18 protein-coding genes are annotated in these 20,891 nt (G+C 71.6%); 8 read left to right on the top strand and 10 right to left on the bottom strand.

Annotation, left to right across the window (positions count from 1 at the left end):
- Nucleotides 1-76 precede the first annotated feature (76 nt).
- Entirely contained in the window at nucleotides 77-487 is a 411-nt protein-coding gene (locus tag QF035_RS47005) for a MarR family winged helix-turn-helix transcriptional regulator (protein ID WP_307528260.1), read from the bottom strand.
- 86 nt (nucleotides 488-573) lie between these two features.
- On the opposite strand from QF035_RS47005, the gene QF035_RS47000 reads away from it, so the two are divergent.
- Both QF035_RS47000 and QF035_RS46995 read left to right on the top strand, forming a co-directional pair.
- On the top strand, nucleotides 574-2,100 hold the full coding sequence (locus QF035_RS47000; RefSeq protein WP_307528258.1) for an MFS transporter: 1,527 nt from the start codon (nucleotides 574-576) through the stop codon (nucleotides 2,098-2,100).
- A gap of 129 nt (nucleotides 2,101-2,229) precedes the next feature.
- Nucleotides 2,230-2,514 carry a DUF6332 family protein gene (locus QF035_RS46995; protein WP_269653569.1) on the top strand — a complete coding sequence of 95 codons (285 nt, stop codon included), beginning with the start codon at nucleotides 2,230-2,232 and terminating at the stop codon, nucleotides 2,512-2,514.
- On the opposite strand, the gene QF035_RS46990 is transcribed toward QF035_RS46995, so the two are convergent.
- From QF035_RS46990 to QF035_RS46980, 3 genes are read right to left on the bottom strand one after another with little or no spacing between them, the layout of a single operon-like run.
- A complete protein-coding gene (locus QF035_RS46990; protein ID WP_189838596.1) occupies nucleotides 2,475-3,140 on the bottom strand; it encodes a response regulator in 666 nt (221 codons plus the stop codon). The two genes, QF035_RS46995 and QF035_RS46990, sit on opposite strands and share 40 nt — an antisense overlap.
- Nucleotides 3,137-4,462 carry a sensor histidine kinase gene (locus QF035_RS46985; protein WP_307528254.1) on the bottom strand — a complete coding sequence of 442 codons (1,326 nt, stop codon included), beginning with the start codon at nucleotides 4,460-4,462 and terminating at the stop codon, nucleotides 3,137-3,139. The genes QF035_RS46990 and QF035_RS46985 overlap by 4 nt, the downstream gene beginning before the upstream one ends.
- A gap of 53 nt (nucleotides 4,463-4,515) precedes the next feature.
- A complete protein-coding gene (locus tag QF035_RS46980; protein ID WP_307528252.1) occupies nucleotides 4,516-6,855 on the bottom strand; it encodes an MMPL family transporter in 2,340 nt (779 codons plus the stop codon).
- On the opposite strand from QF035_RS46980, the gene QF035_RS46975 reads away from it, so the two are divergent.
- A complete protein-coding gene (locus tag QF035_RS46975) occupies nucleotides 6,840-7,670 on the top strand; it encodes an AfsR/SARP family transcriptional regulator (RefSeq protein ID WP_307528250.1) in 831 nt (276 codons plus the stop codon). The two genes, QF035_RS46980 and QF035_RS46975, sit on opposite strands and share 16 nt — an antisense overlap.
- Here QF035_RS46975 and QF035_RS46970 read toward each other — a convergent pair.
- Complete coding sequence (locus QF035_RS46970; RefSeq protein WP_307528248.1) at nucleotides 7,625-8,359, bottom strand: TetR/AcrR family transcriptional regulator; 735 nt, start codon at nucleotides 8,357-8,359, stop codon at nucleotides 7,625-7,627. The genes QF035_RS46975 and QF035_RS46970 overlap by 46 nt on opposite strands.
- A gap of 173 nt (nucleotides 8,360-8,532) precedes the next feature.
- On the opposite strand from QF035_RS46970, the gene QF035_RS46965 reads away from it, so the two are divergent.
- Complete coding sequence (locus QF035_RS46965) at nucleotides 8,533-8,988, top strand: nitroreductase family deazaflavin-dependent oxidoreductase (protein ID WP_307528246.1); 456 nt, start codon at nucleotides 8,533-8,535, stop codon at nucleotides 8,986-8,988.
- A 9-nt stretch (nucleotides 8,989-8,997) separates the two neighbouring features.
- Here QF035_RS46965 and QF035_RS46960 read toward each other — a convergent pair whose 3' ends face one another.
- Nucleotides 8,998-10,200 (bottom strand): geranylgeranyl reductase family protein, encoded by a 1,203-nt coding sequence (locus QF035_RS46960; RefSeq protein ID WP_307528244.1) that lies wholly within the window; start codon nucleotides 10,198-10,200, stop codon nucleotides 8,998-9,000.
- Between the two features lie 173 nt (nucleotides 10,201-10,373).
- Between QF035_RS46960 and QF035_RS46955 the strand changes: the two genes are divergently transcribed.
- Nucleotides 10,374-11,729: a dipeptidase gene (locus QF035_RS46955; RefSeq protein ID WP_307528243.1), complete on the top strand. Its 1,356-nt coding sequence runs from the start codon at nucleotides 10,374-10,376 to the stop codon at nucleotides 11,727-11,729.
- Between the two features lie 92 nt (nucleotides 11,730-11,821).
- On the opposite strand, the gene QF035_RS46950 is transcribed toward QF035_RS46955, so the two are convergent.
- Entirely contained in the window at nucleotides 11,822-12,862 is a 1,041-nt protein-coding gene (locus QF035_RS46950; RefSeq protein WP_307528240.1) for an NUDIX hydrolase, read from the bottom strand.
- 155 nt (nucleotides 12,863-13,017) lie between these two features.
- Nucleotides 13,018-13,215, bottom strand: a complete 198-nt coding sequence (locus tag QF035_RS46945; RefSeq protein WP_055613458.1) for a hypothetical protein — start codon at nucleotides 13,213-13,215, stop codon at nucleotides 13,018-13,020.
- A gap of 361 nt (nucleotides 13,216-13,576) precedes the next feature.
- Here QF035_RS46945 and QF035_RS46940 point away from each other — a divergent pair, with 361 nt between their 5' ends.
- Nucleotides 13,577-15,643, top strand: a complete 2,067-nt coding sequence (locus QF035_RS46940; RefSeq protein ID WP_307528237.1) for an NPCBM/NEW2 domain-containing protein — start codon at nucleotides 13,577-13,579, stop codon at nucleotides 15,641-15,643.
- A gap of 156 nt (nucleotides 15,644-15,799) precedes the next feature.
- Here the strand turns inward: QF035_RS46940 and QF035_RS46935 are convergent, their stop codons facing one another.
- Entirely contained in the window at nucleotides 15,800-16,759 is a 960-nt protein-coding gene (locus QF035_RS46935) for an ROK family protein (protein WP_307528234.1), read from the bottom strand.
- A gap of 194 nt (nucleotides 16,760-16,953) precedes the next feature.
- On the opposite strand from QF035_RS46935, the gene QF035_RS46930 reads away from it, so the two are divergent.
- Together QF035_RS46930 and QF035_RS46925 are read left to right on the top strand one after the other, a co-directional pair.
- On the top strand, nucleotides 16,954-18,018 hold the full coding sequence (locus tag QF035_RS46930; RefSeq protein ID WP_269655115.1) for a LacI family DNA-binding transcriptional regulator: 1,065 nt from the start codon (nucleotides 16,954-16,956) through the stop codon (nucleotides 18,016-18,018).
- 3 nt (nucleotides 18,019-18,021) lie between these two features.
- On the top strand, nucleotides 18,022-18,834 hold the full coding sequence (locus QF035_RS46925; RefSeq protein ID WP_307528231.1) for a hypothetical protein: 813 nt from the start codon (nucleotides 18,022-18,024) through the stop codon (nucleotides 18,832-18,834).
- Here QF035_RS46925 and QF035_RS46920 read toward each other — a convergent pair.
- On the bottom strand, nucleotides 18,780-20,885 hold the full coding sequence (locus tag QF035_RS46920) for a serine/threonine-protein kinase (RefSeq protein WP_373466831.1): 2,106 nt from the start codon (nucleotides 20,883-20,885) through the stop codon (nucleotides 18,780-18,782). The two genes, QF035_RS46925 and QF035_RS46920, sit on opposite strands and share 55 nt — an antisense overlap.
- Between the last annotated feature and the right edge of the window lie 6 nt (nucleotides 20,886-20,891).

Here is a 20,891-nt window from a genome sequence, read left to right as displayed (position 1 = left end):
GTTCACCCCGCCCGGCCGATCTCGCGACCCGGCCGGGCTCCCAGCCCAGTCGTTGGCCCAGCCCGGCCGGACCGCCTCACCCGGCGGAGCCACCCGCCAGCATCCGCCCCAGCACCGCGCGCTGCACCGGCAGCACCTCGCCGTGCAGCGCGCGCCCCTTCGGTGTGAGGGCGACCCGGACGCCTCGCCGGTCCTCCGGGCACATGCAGCGCTCCACGAGGCCGTCCTTCTCCAGGCGACCGATCAGCCGGGAGAGCGCGCTCTGGCTCAGATGAACCCGCTCGGCGATCTCCTGGACGCGGTAGGAGATGTCACCGCCGTCGGCCGGCGCGGTCGCGGCCAGCACGTCCAGGACCTCGAAGTCGCTTGCACCCAGGCCGTGTTGGTGCAGAGTCCGGTCCAGTTCGCAGAGTGTGCGCGCGTGCACCGCGAGGATGTCGCGCCACTGGTCAACGAGGCCCTGCTCGGCCTTCTCGACAGCCGCCATGGCCCGCACCCTAGCAAAAAACCACCTTTGTTGCATCCGCATTAAATGCGCTTGCATTGAATGCATGCGCATGTACTGTGTGGCGCATGACCTCTCCGCTCACCCCCTCCGCGGCACCGTCCTCGACGGTTCGCTGGACGCCTCGCCTGTGGGGCACCCTCCTGGTGCTCTGCGCCGCGATGTTCCTGGACGCGCTGGACGTGTCGATGGTCGGCGTCGCCCTGCCGTCCATCGGTTCCGAACTCGATCTCTCCACCTCGACCCTGCAGTGGATCGTCAGCGGCTACATCCTCGGCTACGGCGGCCTGTTGCTCCTCGGCGGACGCACCGCCGATCTCCTCGGCCGCCGTCAGGTCTTCCTGGTCGCGCTGGGCGTCTTCGCGCTCGCCTCGCTGCTGGGCGGGCTCGTCGACTCGGGCCCGCTGCTCATCGCGAGCCGGTTCATCAAGGGCCTGAGCGCCGCGTTCACCGCTCCCGCCGGCCTGTCGATCATCACCACGACGTTCCCGGAGGGCCCGCTGCGCAACCGCGCGCTCTCCATCTACACCACCTGCGCCGCGACCGGCTTCTCGATGGGTCTCGTCCTGTCCGGGCTGCTCACCGAGGCCAGCTGGCGCCTCACCATGCTGCTGCCCGCGCCCATCGCGGTCATCGCCCTGATCGCCGGCCTCAAGCTCATCCCGCGCAGCGAGCGCGACCGGACCCACCGCGGCTACGACATCCCCGGCGCCATCATCGGCACCACCTCGATGCTGCTGCTCGTCTTCACCGTCGTCCAGGCACCCGAGGTGGGCTGGACGACGGCCCGTACGCTGCTGTCGTTCCTCGCGGTGGCCGTCCTGCTGACCGTGTTCGTACGCGTCGAGCAGCGCAGCCCCAGCCCGCTGATCCGGCTCGGGGTACTGCGCTCCGGCAACCAGGTCCGGGCGCAGTTGGGCGCCATGGCGTTCTTCGGCTCGTACGTGGGCTTCCAGTTCCTGGTGACGCTCTACATGCAGTCGCTGCTCGGCTGGTCGGCGCTGCACACCGCGCTGGCCTTCCTGCCCGCGGGCGCGCTGGTGGCGCTGTCCGCGACGAAGATGGGGGCGATCGTCGACCGGTTCGGCACTCCGCGGCTCATCGTGGCCGGCTTCGCCCTGATGGTCGTCGGCTACGCGCTGTTCCTGCGGGTCGACCTGGACCCCGTGTACGCGGCGGTGATCCTTCCGTCGATGCTGCTGATCGGCGCGGCCTGCGCACTGGTCTTCCCCTCGCTCAACATCCAGGCCACCAACGGCGTGGACGACCACGAGCAGGGCATGGTCTCGGGTCTGCTCAACACCTCGGTGCAGGTGGGCGGCGCGATCTTCCTCGCGATCGTGACGGCCGTGGTGACCGCGAACTCCTCCGAGAGCTCCTCGCCCCAAGCTGTCCTCGACAGCTACCGTCCCGGTCTGGTCGTCGTCACCGCGATCGCCGTGGCGGGCCTGCTCATCACGGCCACCGGACTGCGCGGGCAGCGGACGCGGCAGACGACGATCCTGGTCGCCAAGTCCGACGACGTGCGGGAGGACGAGCGGGTGCAGGAGGACGCGGGGGAGCAGGAGGACGCGCGGGTCGCGGCCCGCGACTGACACCCTCCAACGCGACTACGCGCCCCGGCGGGGGCCTTCCCTCACGACGACGTGCGCCCGGCGGCCTTCCTTGCCCGCCGGGCGCGCCTTTCCTTGCCCCGCCGGGCGGTCCCCTGTGAGACTGCCCGTATGGGACAGACCAGGGGGCGGCGGACTCAGTCCGAGCGGGACGAGATGACCGTCGAGATCGGATACGCGTTGTTCAGCGCCGCGTTCGCCGCGGCGGTGGCGTTCGGAGCCCTGGCCGGACCCGCACTGCTCTTCGACCTGCCGGTCACCATCGAGAAGATCCAGCTCGCGGCCGGGACCTCACTCGCGGCCGTGCTCTTCGTCTTCCGGGTGGCCAGTGTGCTGGTCCGTTTCCGGCAGCCGCCTCAGCCCAACCAGCCCGGCCGCACCAGGCCCGACTCATAGGCCAGCACGACCAGTTGGGCCCTGTCGCGGGCGCCCAGCTTCACCATGGTCCGGCTGACGTGGGTCTTCGCGGTCAGCGGGCTGACGACCAGCCGGCGCGCGATCTCGTCGTTCGACAGTCCGATGCCGACCAGCGCCATCACCTCCCGCTCCCGCTCGGTGAGTTCGGCCAGCGCCCCGGCGGCCGCGGGCTCCTTGGAGCGCGCCGCGAACTCTGCGATCAGCCGACGGGTCACACCCGGCGACAGCAGTGCGTCACCCTCGACCACCGCCCGCACGGCGCGCAGGAGTTCCTCCGGTTCGGTGTCCTTGACGAGGAAGCCGGACGCTCCGGAGCGGATGGCCTCGAAGACGTACTCGTCCAGCTCGAAGGTGGTGAGCATGACCACCTTGACGTCGTTCAGGCCGTCGTCGTCGGTGATGCGGCGGGTCGCGGCGAGGCCGTCGAGCAGGGGCATGCGGATGTCCATCAGGACGACGTCCGGCCGCAGTTCGCGCACCGCGCGCAGCGCCTCCTCGCCGTCGGCGGCCTCTCCGGCCACCTCGATGTCCGGCTGTGCGTCGAGGAGTGCCTTGAAGCCTGCGCGGACCAGTGACTGGTCGTCGGCGAGCAGTACGCGGATCACCGGTCCTCCTTGAGCTTGAGGGATTCCTCGGACCTCTCGGACGTCCCGGCCGACGCCCCTGACGTCCCGCGCGAGTTCTTGAGCGGCAGCAGGGCCAGCACCCGGAAGCCTCCGTCCTCGCGCGGTCCGGCCTCGATCGTGCCACCCAGGGCCGCGGCCCGCTCCCGCATTCCGGCCAGCCCGTTGCCGCTGCCGCCCGCGTCCTCGCCCGTCGCGGGTCCGTCGTCGTCGATACGCAGCGTCAACGCGTCGCGCGCGTAGTCGACCCGCACGCGGGCGTGCCGTGATCCGGAGTGCCGTACGACGTTGGTCAGCGCCTCCTGGATGACGCGGAAGGCGGCGAGGTCGGCACCCGGCGGCAGGGCCCTGCGGTCGCCCCCGCTCTCGACGTCGACGGTCAGTCCGGCACCCGCGGCCTGCTCGACGAGTTCGGGGAGCCGGTCGAGGCCGGGCGCGGGCGCGCGCGGCGCGTCTCCGGACGTACGGAGCGTGTCGAGGACCTGGCGCACCTCCCCCAGGGCCTCCTTGCTCGCGGCCTTGATGGTGGTGAGCGCGGTGCGCGCCTGTTCGGGGTCGGAGTCGAGCAGCGCGAGGCCGACACCCGCCTGGACGTTGATGACGGAGATGCTGTGCGCCAGGACGTCGTGCAGTTCCCGGGCGATCCGCAGCCGCTCCTCGTCGGCGCGCCGCTTGGCCGCCTGCCGACGCTCCGCCCGGTCGCGGTCCCACTGCTCACGGCGTACCCGGGCGAGTTCGGAGACCGCGAGGATGGCGATCATCCAGGCGGCGATGGCAACCTCCTCGCCCCACGAGGAGACCGGGTCGCCCTTCGGCGGCAGCCACCGGTAGAGCCAGTGCCCCACCAGGAGATGGACCACCCACAGCGTGCCGAGCGCGGTCCAGGCCGCCCAGCGCTGCCCCGCGACGATCGCGCTGAAGCACGCGAGCGCCACCGTAAGGAAGATCGGCCCGTACGGATATCCGGCGCTGAAGTAGACGAGCGCCGTGGCCGCGGTGCCGAACACCACGGCCACGGGATACCGCTGCCGCCACAGAAGCAGAGCGGCGCCCCCGAAGAGGAGGATCCGCGCGAGGACGTCGAGCTCTTCCCGATCGGGCTGTTGCTCCGCGGCGAAGTTGCTGCCGACGAGGACGAACACGGTGAGGAGCAGCGTCGAACGCCACGGCCAACGCGGACGGCCGCCGCCCTCTTCCTCCTCGTCGCGGCGGTTCCACCACGGGGGTCCGTGCCACCGGCCCCGCGGCGGGCCGCCCCCGGCCCAGGGGGGTCCACCCCACCGGCGTGTGCGCTGCTCTTCCATGCCTGCCACGCTAGACGCCGCGGGTCGCCGGAGGCGTCAGCCGAGCGTGGTGATCACACGTACTCCCGGCGGAGTACCCGCTCCGGCTCGGGCTCGGGCTCGGGCGCCTCCTTGATCCGGAAGCGGCGCAGCGGCTTCGGCGCCCACCAGTTCGCGCGCCCCGCGAGCCGCATCGTCACCGGCAGCAGGACCACCCGGATGAGGGTCGCGTCGACGAGGATCGTCAGGGCCGTGCCGATGCCGAGCTCCTTCAGGAAGACGACGCCTCCGGTCGCGTACGACAGGAAGGACAGCGCGAGGATGCCGGCCGCCGCCGTGATCAGCGGGGCGCTGCGCCGGATGCCCTCGGCGACCGCGCGCCCGGTGTCGCCGGTGCGGTCGTGTTCCTCCTTGATGCGGGACAGCAGGAACACCTCGTAGTCCATGGACAGGCCGTAGGCCACGCAGAACATCAGCACCGGGATGCTCGGCTCGATCGAACCGGTCGGCGTGAAGCCGAGCACTCCGGAGAGGTTCCCGTCCTGGAAGACCCACACCAGGCAGCCGAACATCACGGACAGGCTGAGCAGGTTCAGGACGGTCGCCTTCAGGGGGAGCAGCACGCTGCCGGTCATCAGGAAGAGGATCAGGTACGTCGCCCCGAGGACGAGCCCGGCGGCGAGCGGCAGCCGGTCGAGGAGCGTGGCTCGGAAGTCGGTGGTCTCGCCCGGGTAGCCGCCGACCAGTACGCCGGCGGGTGCGGGGACGTCACGGACGCGTTCGACGAGCGCCGGTACGTCTCCGCGCATCGTCTCCTGAGTGGGCACCAGCGCCAGCCGTACGCGGCCGTCGGGCGCCGTCAGCCGGTCCTGGCCCGGCGCTCCGGTCCGCTGCCCGTCTCGGTAGGTGCCGGAGGGGGCGTCGACCTGGAACACGCCCTGGATCGAGGAGAGTTCGGTGGCGTAGGCGCGCGTGGCGGCCGTGGTCGTGGGCGCCTCGGTGGGCGCACCCGTGAGTGATTTCGTGATCGGTTTCGTGAGGACGACCTGGATGGTGTCGGTGGCCTCGGCGGGGAACTCCTCGTGCACGATCTCGGAGGTGGTGCGCGAGGAGGTCCCGTCGGGGAGGGCCCGCTCGTCGGGGAGTCCGAAGCGCAGCCCGAGGAGGGGCGAGGCGGCGAGGAGCAGGACGGTGAGCACTCCGGCGCCGGCGAGCAGTGGGCGGCGCATGGCCGCCAGTGCCGTGCGGTGCCAGAAGCCGGACGACGTGCGGGCTGCGGGCCGTTCGACCCGGTGGCCCCAGCGGGCCAGGGCAGCCGGCAGGAAGACCACCGCTCCGGCCACCGCCGTCACCACGACGAGGACACCCGCGTACGCGAACGAGCTGAGGAAGAAGAACGGGAACACCAGCAGAGCGCTCAGCGACACCGCCACCGTCACTCCGCTGAACACCACCGTGCGCCCGGCGACCGCGGTCGCCCGAACGACGGCGTCGGGCCCCGGGCGCCCGGCCGCGCGTTCCTCGCGGTACCGGCTGATGACGAACAGGCTGTAGTCGACGCCGAGTCCGAGGCCCAGGACGAGGGCGAGGTTCGCCGCGAAGGTCGACACCTCGGTGAACTGCGCGATCGCGCGCAGCCCGGCGAGGGTTCCGAGGACGGACAGCAGACCGACCGCGACCGTCAACAGGGCTGCCGTGGTGCGTCGGTAGACCAGGACGAGGAGGAGCAGGACGGCGGGCAGTGCGAAGAGTTCGGCGCGCAGGAAGTCGGTGCGGGCCTGTTCGCCGACCTGGCGCGAGATCTCCTCCTGGCCGCCCACCTGGACGGTGAGCTCGGGTGTCGTGCGCGTCAACCGTGGTGAGAGTGTGGCGAGTTGTTCGCGTGCTTCCGTGGCGCTTGCTTCGAGGCGGACGAGGACGAGCGCGCGACGGCCGTCGGTGCCGCGCAGGGCGAGGCTGTCGGCGTCCCAGTACGAGGTGACGTCGGTGACCAGGGGCAGCCGCTCCACCTCCTGGGCGAGCGCGCGGGCCGCCTCCCGTGTGCGGGCGCTGTCCACGTCGCCGTCGCGTGCCGTGACGAGCAGTGCCAGGTTGGGATTACCGGTGCCGAACTCCTCGCGCAGTACGTCCCCCGCGCGCACCGACTCCGTGCCGGGCGAGCTCCAGCGCGCGAGGTCCAGGTCGTTCTGGGCGCCGGCCCCGTAGGCGGCGAGGCCGAGGAAGGTGAGGAGTACGCCGATGAGGACGGCGCGGCTGCGCCGCACCGCCAGGCGGCCGAGCCGGGTGAGCATCGTGGTGTGGCCTTTCGCCGGGGATCCGTCGCGGCCACGGTCGTCGGCGCCGCTGACCGTCCGCTGGAAGATCCACTGGAACGCCGGTGCCGGGATACTCTCGACGCATGGGTGAGGGGACACCGAGGGGCTTGCGCGAGAGCGGTTCGGCCGAGGCCGAGGGGGCGTCCGACGGCCTGCGCTTCGAACTGCTCGGCCCGCTCAGGGCATTGCGCGACGGCGTCGAGATACCGCTCGGCCCGCCGAAGCAGCGCGCCGTACTCGCCGTACTGCTCCTCCAGGAGGGGCGCTCCATCTCGTACGACGCCCTGGTCGAGGCCGTGTGGGGAGGGGCCCCGCCCCTGCATGTACGCAACCTCGTGCAGAAGTACGTCTCCGGGCTGCGCCGAGCCCTGGGCGGCGCCGCGGAGTTGGTGTGGACGGGCAGCGGCTACCGGCTCACCGGCGCGGACGCCGACGACCTGCGCGAGCGTCGGCGGTGGGTGGACGAGGCACTCGCGGCGCGCGACGCGGGTGAGCTGCGGCGAGCCGGCGAACTGGTCGAGCGCGCCGAGGAGTTGTGGCGCGGCGAGTTCGCCGAGGGGCTGCAGGCGCCCTATCTGGCGGCGGAACGGCTGCGCTGGGCCGAGAAGCGACTCACGGTGCTGGAGGCCCGGCTGGCCGGCGAGATCGAACTCGGCAGGTCCTTCGAGTACGTCCATGAGCTGGTCCGGCTCGTAGCCGCTCACCCGCTGCGGGAACGGCTCGTGGAGCTGCTGATGCTCGCGCTGTACCGGACGGGCCGCTCCTCGGACGCGCTGACCGCCTACGAGGCCGCACGGCAGCGGCTCGCCGAGGCGCTGGGCGCGGACCCGGGGCCGCCGCTCCGGTCACTGCACGCGCGGATCCTCCGTCAGGATCCCGCCCTGCTGCCCCGGCCGCCCGTGCCGGTGTCCTGAGGGAACACGAGGCCCACACCATGACCGAGTTGGGCGACGGCGTGCCGGAAGAACGGCTCGCGGTCCTCCACGACTCGGTTGAACTGCCCGAACAGCTCGAAGCCGACGAGTCCGTAGAGCTGCGCCCAGGCCGCGACGAGCGCGGTGACCACCGCGGGCGGCAGGTCGGGGGCCAGGTCATCGGCCAACCTCCGCGCCTCGGGCCCGAGTTCGGCGGGCAGCGGAGGAAGGGCGACGCCTGCGCCCTGTTGCGCGTCCCGGAGGATGCCGATGAGGAGCAGCCCGACGCGGGACGCCGCCGGCACGGTGGTGGCGGGTGCGACGTACCCGGGCACGGGCGATCCGTAGATCAGCGCGTACTCGTGCGGGTGCCCCAGAGCCCACTCGCGCACCGCCTCGCACACCGCGGTCCAGCGGCGGACCGGTCCGGCGTCGGCCACCTCGGCGTGCGCCGTTTCGGCGGCGGCGCCGAGCGAGTCGTAGGCGTCGATGATGAGCGCGGTCAGCAGGTCGTCGCGGCTGGGGAAGTAGCGGTACAGCGCGGAGGAGACCATGCCGAGCTCGCGGGCCACGGCCCGCAGGGAGAGCTTGGCCGCGCCGTCCTCGGCGAGCTGTCTGCGCGCCTCGTCCTTGATGGCCGCGGTGACCTCGATCCGGGCTCGGGCGCGGGCTCCTTTGGCGGTACTCATGCACGCCAGTGTTCCATATTTCCAGAGCAGTGCACACAAACGAGAGCGGTGCACGCAAACGTGAGCAGTGAACCACTACGAGAGCACTGCTCTTGCTTTGGATCACCGATCTCGTGCACACTGCTCTCAAGCGAGAGCAGTGCTCACACTTTCCGCTTCAGGAGGAAGTCACCATGACCACGTCCACGCACGTGAAGAAGCCCGGCTGGTTCACCGTGAAGGTCTTCAACAGGACCATCGCCTGGATGACCCGCCGCGGCCTCAGCGTCTGGGGCTCCCGGGTCCTGGCCGTCCGCGGCCGCAAGAGCGGCGAGTGGCGCACCACCCCCGTCAACCTGCTGACCGTGGACGGCACGCAGTACCTCGTCGCCCCGCGCGGCCACGTCCAGTGGACGCACAACATGCGGGTCGCGGGCGGCGGCGAGCTGCACCTCGGCAAGAAGGTGGACGTGTTCACCGCCGTGGAGGTCGCCGACGACGACAAGGTCCCGCTGCTGCGCGCCTACCTCAAGCGGTGGAAGGCCGAGGTCGGCGTGTTCTTCAACGGCGTCGGCCCCGACTCGTCCAACGAGGAGCTGCGGCGCATCGCCCCCGACCACCCGGTCTTCCGGATCACCGTCAAGAGCTGAGCCCTCAGGTCACCGGTCGAGCGCGGTCAGGGCGCGCCCCGCCATCGGATGCGAACGTACGAGCTCGCCCAGCGAGGTGGATCCGCGGGTGATGCCCGCGAACGCCTTCCAGGCGGGCCGGAAACCGGTGAGCGCGGCGTGGAACATGCCGGGCCGCCGCTGGAAGATCGTGAGCATGCTCTTGCCGACGCTCATCTCGACGCCCAGTCCCGCCTTGATCGCGAAGGCGTAGTTCAGCGCCTGCCGTCGCGTGTCCACGGCGTCGTGCGCCTCCGCGATCCGCACCGCCCACTCCCCCGCGAGCCGCCCCGAGCGCAGCGCGAAGGAGATGCCCTCGCGGGTCCAGGGTTCCAGGAGCCCCGCCGCGTCCCCGCACACCAGCACCCGCCCCCGCGACAGCGGCGAGTCGTCGGCACGGCAGCGCGTCAGATGCCCGGACGAGATGCTCGGCTCGAAACCGGCGAGGCCGAGCCGGGCGATGAAGTCCTCCAAGTACCGCTTGGTGGCGGCGCCTTCGCCCCGCGCCGAGATCACTCCGACGGTGAGTGTGTCGCCCTTGGGGAACACCCATCCGTAACTGCCGGGAAGGGGGCCCCAGTCGATGAGGACCCGTCCCTTCCAGTCCTCCGCGACCGTCTCCGGCACCGGGATCTCCGCCTCCAGGCCGAGGTCGACCTGGTCGAGCTTCACCCCGACGTGTGCCCCTATGCGGCTGGCGCTGCCGTCCGCGCCGACCACGGCCCTGGCCAGCACCGTCTCGCCGTCCTGGAGGACGACGGCCACCGTGCGCCGGTCGGGGACGGCCGAGCCGTGCTGCTCCACCCGCGAGACCGTGACGCCCGTACGCAGTTCGGCGCCCGCCTTCTGGGCATGCTCGACGAGCTGCTGGTCGAACTCGGGCCGGTTGATGAGCCCGAAGAGCATCTGCTTGGAGCGGCGGGTGCGCGTGAACCTGCCGTCGAGCGAGAACGTGACCGCGTGCACCCGGTCCTGGAACGGCAGCTCGAAGCCGGGCGGCAACGCGTCACGGGTCGGTCCGATGATGCCGCCGCCGCACGTCTTGTAACGGGGGAGCTCCGCTTTCTCCAGCAACAGGACGCTGCGCCCCGCGACCGCTGCCGCATAGGCGGCCGAGGCGCCCGCAGGCCCCGCGCCGACCACGACGACGTCCCACACCCGCTGTGCGTCGTCCGAAGAGTTCTCGCTGCTCACGATGGTCTGCTGCTCCGATCCAGCCGCCTGCCGCACCTACTCCACGCATCCTACGGCGACGTCCGGCCAGGACCGCTGTGGGAGGATCTGCAGCGAATGCAGCGCGCACACCCGTATGCGCGCATCGCAGACGTACCCATCCGTATAACGTCGCACCCACGAGGAGCGTGCCCATGTCGTCGAATCCGGTCGCCGAGACCGTCGCCTCGTTGATGCCGCGGGCGAAGGCGGAGCTCACCGAGCTGGTGGCCTTCAAGTCGGTGGCGGACTTCGACCAGTTCCCCAGGAGCGAGAGCGAGGGCGCCGCGAACTGGGTGGCCGACGCACTGCGCGCCGAGGGCTTCCAGGACGTCGCGCTGCTCGACACCCCCGACGGCACACAGTCGGTGTACGGCAGCCTGCCTGGCCCCGAGGGCGCGAAGACCGTCCTCCTGTACGCGCACTACGACGTGCAGCCGCCGCTCGACGAGACCGGCTGGGCGACCCCGCCGTTCGAGCTGACGGAGCGGGACGGCCGCTGGTACGGGCGCGGGTCCGCCGACTGCAAGGGCGGCCTGGTCATGCACCTGCTGGCGCTGCGCGCGCTCAAGGCCAACGGCGGGGTCCCGGTCAACGTCAAGGTGATCGCGGAGGGTTCCGAGGAGCAGGGCACGGGCGGCCTTGAGCGGTACGCCGAGGAGCATCCCGAGCTGCTGGCCGCCGACACGATCATCATCGGCGACGCGGGCAACTTCCGGGTCGGCGTCCCCACGGTGACGACCGCGCTGCGCGGCATGACGCTCGTCCGCGTCCGGGTCGACACCCTCGAAGGCAACCTGCACTCCGGCCAGTTCGGCGGCGCCGCCCCCGACGCACTGGGCGCGCTGATCCGCGTACTGGACTCGCTGCGCGCCGAGGACGGCTCGACGACGGTCGACGGGCTGACGGGCACCTCCCGTTGGGACGGCCTGCAGTACGACGAGGCGCAGTTCCGCAAGGACGCGAAGGTGCTCGACGGTGTGGAGCTGATCGGTTCGGGGACGGTCGCCGACCGCATCTGGGCGCGACCGGCCGTGACCGTGCTGGGCATCGACTGCCCGCCGGTGGTCGGCGCCACCCCGTCCGTGCAGGCGGGCGCCCGCGCGCTGGTCAGCCTGCGGGTGCCGCCGGGCGTGGACACGGTCGAGGCGACCAAGCTGCTCCAGGCCCACCTGGAGGCGCACACCCCGTGGGGCGCGCGCGTGCAGCTCGAACAGATCGGCCAGGGCCAGCCGTTCCGGGCCGACACGACCAGTCCGGCGTACGCGGCGATGGCGCAGGCGATGAGCGTCGCGTACGACGGGGCGGAGATGCAGTACGCCGGTCAGGGCGGCTCCATCCCGCTGTGCAACACCCTCGCGTCGCTGTATCCGCAGGCGGAGATCCTGCTCATCGGGCTGAGCGAGCCGGAGGCGCAGATCCACGCCGTGAACGAGAGCGTGTCACCCGAGGAGCTGGAGCGGCTGTCCGTCGCGGAGGCGCTGTTCCTGCGCAACTACGCGGCGAACTAGGCGAGTCGGTCCGACTGGCGTGCCCCACACACAACCGGGGCACGCCAGTCGTCCCTCGTACGCCCTTCGCCCCCCCACCGTCGCCGGGACAGCTACCCCTTGGGCACCCCGGCCTCCAGGTACAGCGCGGCTCCCCGCTCCCGTGCGCGTAGTGCCCAGCGCAGGCGCTCGTAGCGGACGGGCGGCAGCAGTCCGGCCGCCTCCTCCTCGGTGACGAAGCGCCAGGCGCGCAGTTCGGGGCCCGGCAGCAGCATCCGCCGGGCCTCGTCGCCGTCGAGCCGGCCGCCGTCGTAGAGGAGACGCAGTCCGCCGTAGGCGGGAGGTACCGGTGGCTCCCAGTCGACGACCAACAGGCTGGGTACGTCGACGAGTTGGATGCCCGTCTCCTCGGCGACCTCGCGGATGCCCGCGCGCGCGGGCGCCTCGCCGGATTCGACGACGCCGCCCGGGAACTCCCAGCCGGCCTTGTAGGTCGGGTCGACGAGCAGCACCCGGTCCTGCTCGTCGAAGAGGAGTACGCCCGCGGCGACGGTCTCCGAGGTGGGCTCGGGGGTCTGCACGATGTCGCAGACGGGGACGGTTCCGCCGCTCACGGCCCCGGCGATGCGCACGGCGGCCTCGTACGGGGTGAGCGCGCTGGTGTCGACCGGGTGGGCGTCGGCGGTGAGCCAGCCGGCGAGGGCGGCGTGGTACGGCTCGATGTGGTCGTACGACCACTGCCGCACCCGTATCTCCCCGTCGGGGAGGTCCGGCGGGACCTCCCGGTCGGCTATTCGCTCGCGCAGGATCGTTTCCGCCGGGGCGAGAAGCACATGGCGTACCGCGATCCTGCGGGATGCGAGTCCGCCGAAAATCTCGTCACGGTAGTCCTGGCGGAGCAGCGTCATGGGGACCACGAGTACGCCCCCGAGCTCGGCGAGCATCGCGGCCGCGGTGTCGACCACGAGCCGTCGCCAGATCGGCAGGTCCTGGAAGTCGCCGACCTCGGCGAGGCGCTTGGCGGGCAGGAGCCGCGTCAGCCCGGCGCCGATGAGCTCGGGGTCGAAGAGTGTGCTGTTCGGGATCAGGTCGATCAGTTCCCGTGCGGTGGTGGTCTTCCCCGCACCGAACGCACCGTTGATCCAAACGATCACGGTTCCCCCTCTGCTGTTGGCCCCCTGAGGCTTGCCCGCTCCACCCTGCCACGGAAACCAGGCCCTGAAGAGGTCGCGTTCGACGGGTCGGACGCATGCGAAAGCCCGGCCCTCGACGGGCCGGGCTGATGGTCGGGACGGTCCTGACTCGTGGGTCAGCCCCGCTGCTCCTCGGGCTTGTCGTCCGTGGCCAGACTGCCGTCGCTGATCGTCTGGTCGAGGCTGCTGAGCGTGTTCTGTACGTCGAGGCTGCCGAGGGCGTCGCCACCCTCCGCGGAGTGGGACGGCGTGACGGCCGCGACCACGAATCCGGCGGCGAGGGAGGCGATGGCGAGCATGCTGCGCTTCTTCATGCCCGGTTCAACTGCCGACCCGCCCATGGGTCACGGTCGGCCTTTCCGTCGTTCCGCGGCACGGCCGCGCCACACAGGAGATTTCGCGGGGACATCCGATGTCCCGCCGCACTTCCGGGCACCACGGGCTCCTTGAGCGATAGCCATGCCGCCACTCCCGCCGTGGGGCACAACTCAACACAAACACACGCGAGGCTTGAATCCCATTCCCTAGTGAGAGCATCGTCTAGGGTTTTGACGGGATATCGAACAAACGTTACCGCACCTCTTCCACCACAGTGCGACAGGTCCTACCGTAAACGCGCACGGATGACGCGGACATGAAGACATCCAACCTTTCGCGAGTACGGAGGACGTAACGATGCGTCACTTTCTCACCCGCACGACTCGCCGAAGAGTGGTCGGAGCGCTCACCGCAGGGCTGCTCGGCACCTTGGGGCTGACCGGGCCGGCCCCGGCCGCCAACGCGCAGACACCGGCCGGAACCTCGGCCGGAACTCCGGCAGCACCGGCCGCACCCGCCCCGGCCGAAGGTCTCGCCCTCACCCCGCCCATGGGCTTCAACAACTGGAACTCCACGCACTGCCGTGCGGAGTTCAACGAGGAGATGGTCAAGGGGATCGCGGACATCTTCGTAGCCAAGGGGCTCAAGGAGGCCGGATACGAGTACGTCAACCTGGACGACTGCTGGGCGCTGCCCGCCCGTGACGCGAACGGCAAGCTGGTGCCCGACCCGGTCCGATTCCCGGGCGGGATCAAGGCGGTCGCGGACTACGTGCACGGCAAGGGACTCAAGCTCGGCATCTACACCAGCGCGGGCACGAAGACGTGCAACGACGCCGGCTTCCCGGGTGCGCTCGGCCACGAGTACAGCGACGCCCAGCAGTTCGCGGACTGGGGTGTCGACTACCTGAAGTACGACAACTGCAACAACCAGGGCGTGGACGCCAAGCAGCGGTACACGACGATGCGTGACGCCCTGAAGGCCGCCTCCGAGTCGACCGGCCGCCCCATCGTCTACAGCATCTGCGAGTGGGGCGAGAACAAGCCCTGGGAGTGGGCGGCCGACGTCGGCCAACTGTGGCGTACGACCGGGGACATCAGCGACAACTGGGGCTCGATGCTCTCGATCATGAAGCAGAACCTGCCGCTCACGCAGTACGCGGGTCCCGGGCGCTGGAACGACCCCGACATGCTGGAGGTCGGCAACGGCGGCATGACGGACACCGAGTACCGCACACACTTCTCGATGTGGTCGATCATGGCCGCGCCGCTGCTCATCGGCTCGGACCTGCGCTCCGTCCCCGAGGAGACCTTCGACATCCTCGGCAACAAGGAGGTCATCGCGGTCGACCAGGACCCGCTCGGCAAGCAGGGCGCGGTGCTCTCCTCCGAGGGCGGCCGCTGGGTCGTCGCCAAGGAGATGAAGGACGGCAGCCGCACGGTCGCCCTCTTCAACGAGACCGGCAGCGCCCAGCGCATCGCCACGACCGCGAAGGCCGTCGGACTGCCCGAGGCGGACGCCTACACGCTGCGCGACCTGTGGCAGCACAAGAGCTACAACACGGCGGGCGCGATCTCGGCGACCGTCCCGCCCCACGGCACGGTCCTCGTACGCGTCTCGACGGACGGCCGCTGGGCCAAGTACCCGCCCGCCGTCGAACTCGGCCTGGACGGCAGCACGTTGATCGAGGCGGGCACGCCGACCGCCCTGACGACCTCGGTCACCGACCTGGGCCGCACCCCCGCGAAGCGCGTCTCCGTCTCCGTGAGCGGACCCCAGGGCTGGAAGGTGAAGGCCAAGTCGCCCACCACGACCGGCTCCCTCCCGACCGGCAGGGCGCTGCGCACCAAGTGGACGGTGACCGCGCCGGCGAGCACGCCCGCGGGGTCGTACGAGCTGACGCTGAAGGCGACTTACCGCTCGCCGAACGGGGTGCGGGCCGAGAGCGTGCTGCCGCTGACGGCGTCCGTCGTGGTGGCCCCGCCCTCGGGCGCTTCGAACCTCGGTGACCTCCCCTGGCTCTCGACGACCAACGGCTGGGGGCCCGTCGAGCGCAACACCAGCAACGGCGAGAGCGATGCGGGCGACGGCACCCCGATCACGATCAACGGCGTCGTCTACGCCACCGGGCTCGGCGTCCATGCGGAGAGCACCGTCGAGTACTACACGGGCAAGGCCTGCGAGACCGTCACCGCGAAGGTCGGTGTGGACGACGAGGAGGGCACGGACGGGTCCGTCGCCTTCGAGATCTGGGCCGACGGCACAAAGGTGGCCTCGACCGGCGTCCTCACCAACGCCCAGCCAGTACAGGCCCTTTCGGCCGACGTGAGCGGCGCCCAGGTCATCCGCCTCGTCGTCACGGACGGCGGAGACGGAATCACCTCGGACCACGGCGACTGGGCAGACACCCGACTCACCTGCTGACACCAGCCCACCCCACTGCGGGCCGGTGGGGGCCGACCAATCAGCTTCCCCGCGCCCCGAGACACCTGGGGGCGCGGGGAACTGCGCGACAAGCCCCCACCGGCCGCCACACAACAACGCTCGGATCGAATCCCCACCCGAACCACAGGGGGCGGCTCAGCCGCCAACCACCGCCGTGGTGGCGCTCGACCTACGGCTGAGCGCAGCGGCCGCCGCACCCACAAGCCCCGCATCCGTCCCCATCTGCGCAGGCGTCACAGTGAGCCGCTGCACGAACGACAAGGTTGCGTAGTCGCGCAACGCGGCACGCAGCGGCGTGAACAGGACGTCACCCGCCTTCCCCACTCCCCCGCCAATCACCGCGATGTCGATCTCCACCAGCGTCGCGGTCGCCGCGATTCCGGCGGCCAGGGCCTGGGCGGCACGCTCGAAGGACGCCACCGCGACGGGATCGCCGGCGCGGGCGGCGGCGGCCACGGCGGCCGCCGAGGTGTCGCCCTCCACCCCGGGCTGCCAGCCGCCCTCGATGGCGCGGCGCGCGATGTTCGGGCCGCTCGCGATGCGCTCGACACAGCCGCGGGACCCGCACGGGCAGCGGTCGCCGTTGAGCTCCACGCTGATGTGGCCGATGTGACCGGCGTTGCCGGTGGGTCCGGGGTGCAGCTGTCCGCCCAGGACGAGACCGCCTCCGACACCGGTCGAGACGACCATGCAGAGCGCGTTGTCGTGTCCGCGGGCCGCGCCCTGCCAGTGCTCGGCCGCGGTGATCGCCACTCCGTCGCCGATCAGCTCGACGGGCAGCCCTGCCGTGGCGGCCCGGACCCGCTCGACGAGGGGGTAGTCGCGCCAGCCGGGCACGTTCACAGGGCTCACGGTGCCCGCCGAGGCGTCCACCGGGCCCGCGCTGCCGATGCCGATGGCCGTGGCGCGGCTCCACAGCGGCGAGACGGTCAGTTCGCCGAGCACGGCGTCGACGGCCGCCATGACGGTCTCGCCGCCCTCCTGCGCGGGCGTCGGCCGCTGGGCGCGCAGCAGGATCCGGCCGTGGCCGTCCACCAGCGCTCCGGCGATCTTGGTGCCGCCGATGTCGAGCGCGGCCACGAGGTCGGTGTGCATCAGTGTGAGTTCTCCCGTTTGGATCCCATTTGGACCATGAGAAAAGGGCAGGCCGGTCTCGCAGTGAGGAAGGGTAGGCCGGAGATTGCGATGGACAGTCTCTCCCGCATCTGACAACGTTGTCCAGGCTCTATGCTCGACGCCACACCCCGATCTGGCGACCAACCGAGCATCCTCAGGACCGACGCAGCCCCATGGACTACAGGACAGGACAGCGCATCGTGGCCGAGACCGCCCGCCGAACCGAGAGCCGCTACGGCAACCGTCCCACGATGAAGGACGTCGCGGCGCGTGCCGGAGTCGGCCTGAAGACGGTATCGCGTGTAGTCAACGGCGAGCCAGGAGTCACCCCGGACACCGAGCGCCGGGTGCAGGAGGCGATCGACGCGCTGGGCTTCCGGCGCAACGACAGCGCTCGGGTGCTCCGCAAGGGGCGTACGGCGAGCATCGGCCTCGTACTGGAGGATCTGGCGGACCCGTTCTACGGCCCGCTGAGCCGGGCGGTCGAGGAAGTGGCCCGCGCCCATGGCGCCCTGTTGATCAACGGCTCCAGCGCCGAGGACCCGGACCGCGAGCAGGAGCTGGTCCTCGCGCTGTGCGCGCGTCGCGTGGACGGGCTCGTGATCATCCCGGCCGGTGACGACCACCGCTATCTGGAGCCCGAGATAAAGGCGGGTGTCGCCACGGTCTTCGTGGACCGCCCCGCCGGACAGATCGACGCGGACGTCGTGCTCTCCGACAGCTTCGGCGGTGCGCGCGACGGCGTCGCCCACCTCATCGCGCACGGCCACCGCCGGATCGGGTTCATCGGTGACATGCCGCGCATCCACACCTCCGCCGAGCGTCTGCGCGGCTATCGCGCCGCCATGGAGGACGCCGGTATTCCGGTGGAGGACGCCTGGATGTCCCTGGGCGTCACCGACCCGCAGCGGGTGCGCAAGGCGGCCGAGGACATGCTTTCTGGCCCCTCCCCCGTCACGGCGATCTTCGCGGGCAACAACCGTGTGACGGTCACGGCCGTGCGCGTCATCGCCGAGGGTTCCCGCCCGGTGGCCCTGGTCGGTTTCGACGACATCGAGCTCGCCGACCTCCTCCAGCCCGGGGTCACCGTCGTCGCCCAGGACGCCGCGCAGCTCGGCCGCACCGCCGCGGAGCGCCTCTTCCGTCAGCTCGACGGCTCGCTCGTCCTTCCCGAACGCATCGAACTCCCGACGCGTCTGATCACCCGCGGCTCGGGCGAACTGCCGCCCTCGGGCTGACACATGACGGCCCGCGACCCGTACGCCGCCCGCACGCTGGAAGCCCTCGGCCTGGCCGAGGCGCCACGCGACCGTCCGCTGACGTATCCGGGCGCCTGGCCCGAGGAATCCGGACTCCTGGACGGGGACCGGCTGTTGCCCCTCACCGGCCACACGTTCCCGGGCCGCGTCCCGGTCCTCGCGGTCGGCTCCAACGCCTGCCCCGCGCAACTCCGGCACAAGATGCGGGATTACGAGCTGTCGTCCCCGATCCCGCTGGTGAAGGCGCGGGTCACCGGGTTGGAGGTGGGCGTCTCGGCGCACGTCAGCGCGATGGGGTACGTGTCCGCGTCGCCCTTCTGCGCACCCGGGCACACCCGCGAGCTGTTCATCACCTGGCTGGACCCCGCACAACTCGCGGCGGTCGACGCGAGCGAGGGCGTCACGGCGCCGGCGGGGGCGTACGACCGTGTGTCGCTGCCCGCCTCCGACGTCCGGATCGAGTTGGAGTCGGGCGCCGCGCTCGACGGCGCCCACCTCTACGTCAACCGGCGCGGAGTCCTCCACGACGGTACGGGGACGCCGCTGAGGCATCCCGGCGAGCGGCCGCTGCTCACCCAACTCCTCGGCCGGTCACCGCGGTTGCGGGACCTGTTCGGCGCCACGCCCGAGGAGTTCTGTGCCCGGGCGCGCGGCGATCTGCGGCTGTGCACCGCGGGCACCCGGCTGTTCGCCGAGGAGGGGTGGACAACGGCCTCCGGACTGGAGAAGTACCTGCCCGGTCAGCAGACCGGCAGCCCCGGGACCGGCGCGTCGTTGTCGCCGCCCTTGATGTAGACGTCGCTGACGAAGACGTTCGTGTTGCCGCTGTCGTCGTCGGTCTTCGCCCACCAGACGTTCGTCCACTCGCCGTAGGTCTCACGGCGGCCGAGGTTCTGCTGGCAGTAGAAGTAGTTGGTGCCCGCGTTGAGAGTGCCCGCCTCGGCGCCGGCCGCGGTGTAGGACTTGGACGTCTTCCAGACCTCGCAGTTGTACTTGCCGCCGCCGATGGCGTGGCAGACCGGGGCGGGGCTGGACTCGCCGCCTCCACCGGTCGTGCCGCCGTCCGAACCACCGCCCGTCGTACCGCCGTTGCTGGGCTCGGGCGAGGGAGTCGATGCCTTGTCCGTGGGCTTGGTGTCCTCGGTGCGATCCGGCTTCTCGCTCGGCTTCGCCGACTCCTTCTTGTCGCCCTGCTCCGTGGGCTTGGTGTCGTCCGACAGGTCGATCGAGCCACGGCTCGCGCCCTCTGACGGGGTGGCGTCGCCGCCCTGGGAGGCCCTGGGCCCGGCGGTGGACTTCGACTCGTCGCCGCCGTTCATGAGAGCGACGGTGACGCCGGTCGCGGCCAGCACGACGGTGACCGCGGCGGCGGCGAGAAGGACCCGGCCCTTATGGCGCCGGAGGCCGGCCGGAACGGCGGGCTGAGCCATCGACTCGGGCGGACCGAAGCCCGGCCCGGCCATCGGGGGTGGCGCGGAGGAGCCCACGGCCGAGGGGGTGCCGTGGCCGCCTGCCTGCTGGGCCCCGGGTGCTGTCGGGCCCGCGTCCGGGAATCCGGGCCCGGAACCGCTCGCCGCGGAAGGCGATGCCGAGGCGCCCGTCCCGTCCGTCGCCGGACCTGCGGGCCCCGGCTGGCCTCCTCCGGCTCCGGAGGCTCCGGGCCCGGTCCCGCCGACGCCCGCTGCGCCGAACGCGGCTGCTCCTGCACCCGGGCCCGCGGCCCCGGCCGGTTCCGGGGCGCCGAAGCCTGAGTGACCCGTCGCCGGAGCGCCGGGCGCGGAGCCGCCGAACGACCCGGCTTCCGCCCTGTGCTCGCCCGCGGGTCCGAAGCCCGCGCCGCCCGACTCCGGCGGGCCGAAGCCCGGCGGCACCGCCGGCACGCTCCGCTCGGTCGCCTCGCGCGGCCGGGGCGCGGGCGGGCGCAGGCCCGTGGTCGCCGAGTCGGGGCTGGTGGTGGCGTCCGCCACCGCTTGCAGCAGGCGGCTCGCTTCGTCGGCGTCCGGGCGGGACTCCGGCTGCTTGTGCATCAGTTGCTGCAGGACGGGACCGAGCGGTCCGGCGCGCTGCGGCTCCGGCAGCGGTTCGACCACGATCGCCGTGAGCGTGGACCAGGTCGACGTACGCCGGAACGGCGAGGCCCCCTCGACGGCCGCATACAGCGTGGCGCCCAGGGCCCAGATGTCGGAGGCGGGACCCGGTTCATGGCCCTGCGCCCGCTCGGGTGCCAGGTAGTCCAGGGAACCGACCAGTTCGCCGCTGCGGGTGAGATGGGTGGCGGAGCCGTCGCCCGGGTCGTCCATCGTCGCGATGCCGAAGTCGGTGAGGACGACCCGGCCGGAGCGGTCGAGCAGGATGTTGCCGGGCTTCACGTCACGGTGGAGCACTCCCGCGCGGTGGGCCGCGGAGAGCGCGTCCATGACCTTCGCACCGATCCCGGCCACCTCGCGTGCGTCGAGGGTGCCGCGCTCGCGCAGGACGTCGTCCAGGGACGGCCCGTCCACCAGCTCCATGACGATCAGCGGCCGGCCGTCGACCTCCGCCACGTCGTGCACGGCGACGACTCCGGGGTGGCGCACGCGGGCCGCCGCGCGCGCCTCGCGCTGCATGCGCAGCCCCAGGTCGGCCAGTTCGGGCGCGCCCGCGTCCGAGTACGTACGCAGTTCCTTGACCGCGACCTCGCGGCCCAGGACCTCGTCGAGCGCCCGCCAGACGACGCCCATGCCGCCGCGGCCCAGTTGGGCGACGACGCGGTAGCGTCCGACGAGGAGCCGGCCGATTCCGTCGGGCTGGTCAGGCCCGTCCGGCCGGTCCTTCTCCTCTGGTTGTTGGTTCTCCCCCGAAGACACCGCTGC

Origin of the sequence: Streptomyces umbrinus (assembly GCF_030817415.1) — a bacterium.
Taxonomy (GTDB): Bacteria; Actinomycetota; Actinomycetes; order Streptomycetales; family Streptomycetaceae; genus Streptomyces; species Streptomyces umbrinus_A.
This window is presented reverse-complemented; position numbering and strand designations above follow the sequence as displayed.

Coding starts and splice junctions, on each gene's coding strand:
- QF035_RS47005 (WP_307528260.1), bottom strand. CDS start 487: ATGGCGGCTGTCGAGAAGGCCGAGCAGGGCCTCGTTGACCAGTGGCGC.
- QF035_RS47000 (WP_307528258.1), top strand. CDS start 574: ATGACCTCTCCGCTCACCCCCTCCGCGGCACCGTCCTCGACGGTTCGC.
- QF035_RS46995 (WP_269653569.1), top strand. CDS start 2,230: ATGGGACAGACCAGGGGGCGGCGGACTCAGTCCGAGCGGGACGAGATG.
- QF035_RS46985 (WP_307528254.1), bottom strand. CDS start 4,462: ATGGAAGAGCAGCGCACACGCCGGTGGGGTGGACCCCCCTGGGCCGGG.
- QF035_RS46975 (WP_307528250.1), top strand. CDS start 6,840: ATGGGTGAGGGGACACCGAGGGGCTTGCGCGAGAGCGGTTCGGCCGAG.
- QF035_RS46970 (WP_307528248.1), bottom strand. CDS start 8,359: ATGAGTACCGCCAAAGGAGCCCGCGCCCGAGCCCGGATCGAGGTCACC.
- QF035_RS46965 (WP_307528246.1), top strand. CDS start 8,533: ATGACCACGTCCACGCACGTGAAGAAGCCCGGCTGGTTCACCGTGAAG.
- QF035_RS46955 (WP_307528243.1), top strand. CDS start 10,374: ATGTCGTCGAATCCGGTCGCCGAGACCGTCGCCTCGTTGATGCCGCGG.
- QF035_RS46945 (WP_055613458.1), bottom strand. CDS start 13,215: ATGAAGAAGCGCAGCATGCTCGCCATCGCCTCCCTCGCCGCCGGATTC.
- QF035_RS46940 (WP_307528237.1), top strand. CDS start 13,577: ATGCGTCACTTTCTCACCCGCACGACTCGCCGAAGAGTGGTCGGAGCG.
- QF035_RS46935 (WP_307528234.1), bottom strand. CDS start 16,759: ATGCACACCGACCTCGTGGCCGCGCTCGACATCGGCGGCACCAAGATC.
- QF035_RS46930 (WP_269655115.1), top strand. CDS start 16,954: ATGGACTACAGGACAGGACAGCGCATCGTGGCCGAGACCGCCCGCCGA.
- QF035_RS46925 (WP_307528231.1), top strand. CDS start 18,022: ATGACGGCCCGCGACCCGTACGCCGCCCGCACGCTGGAAGCCCTCGGC.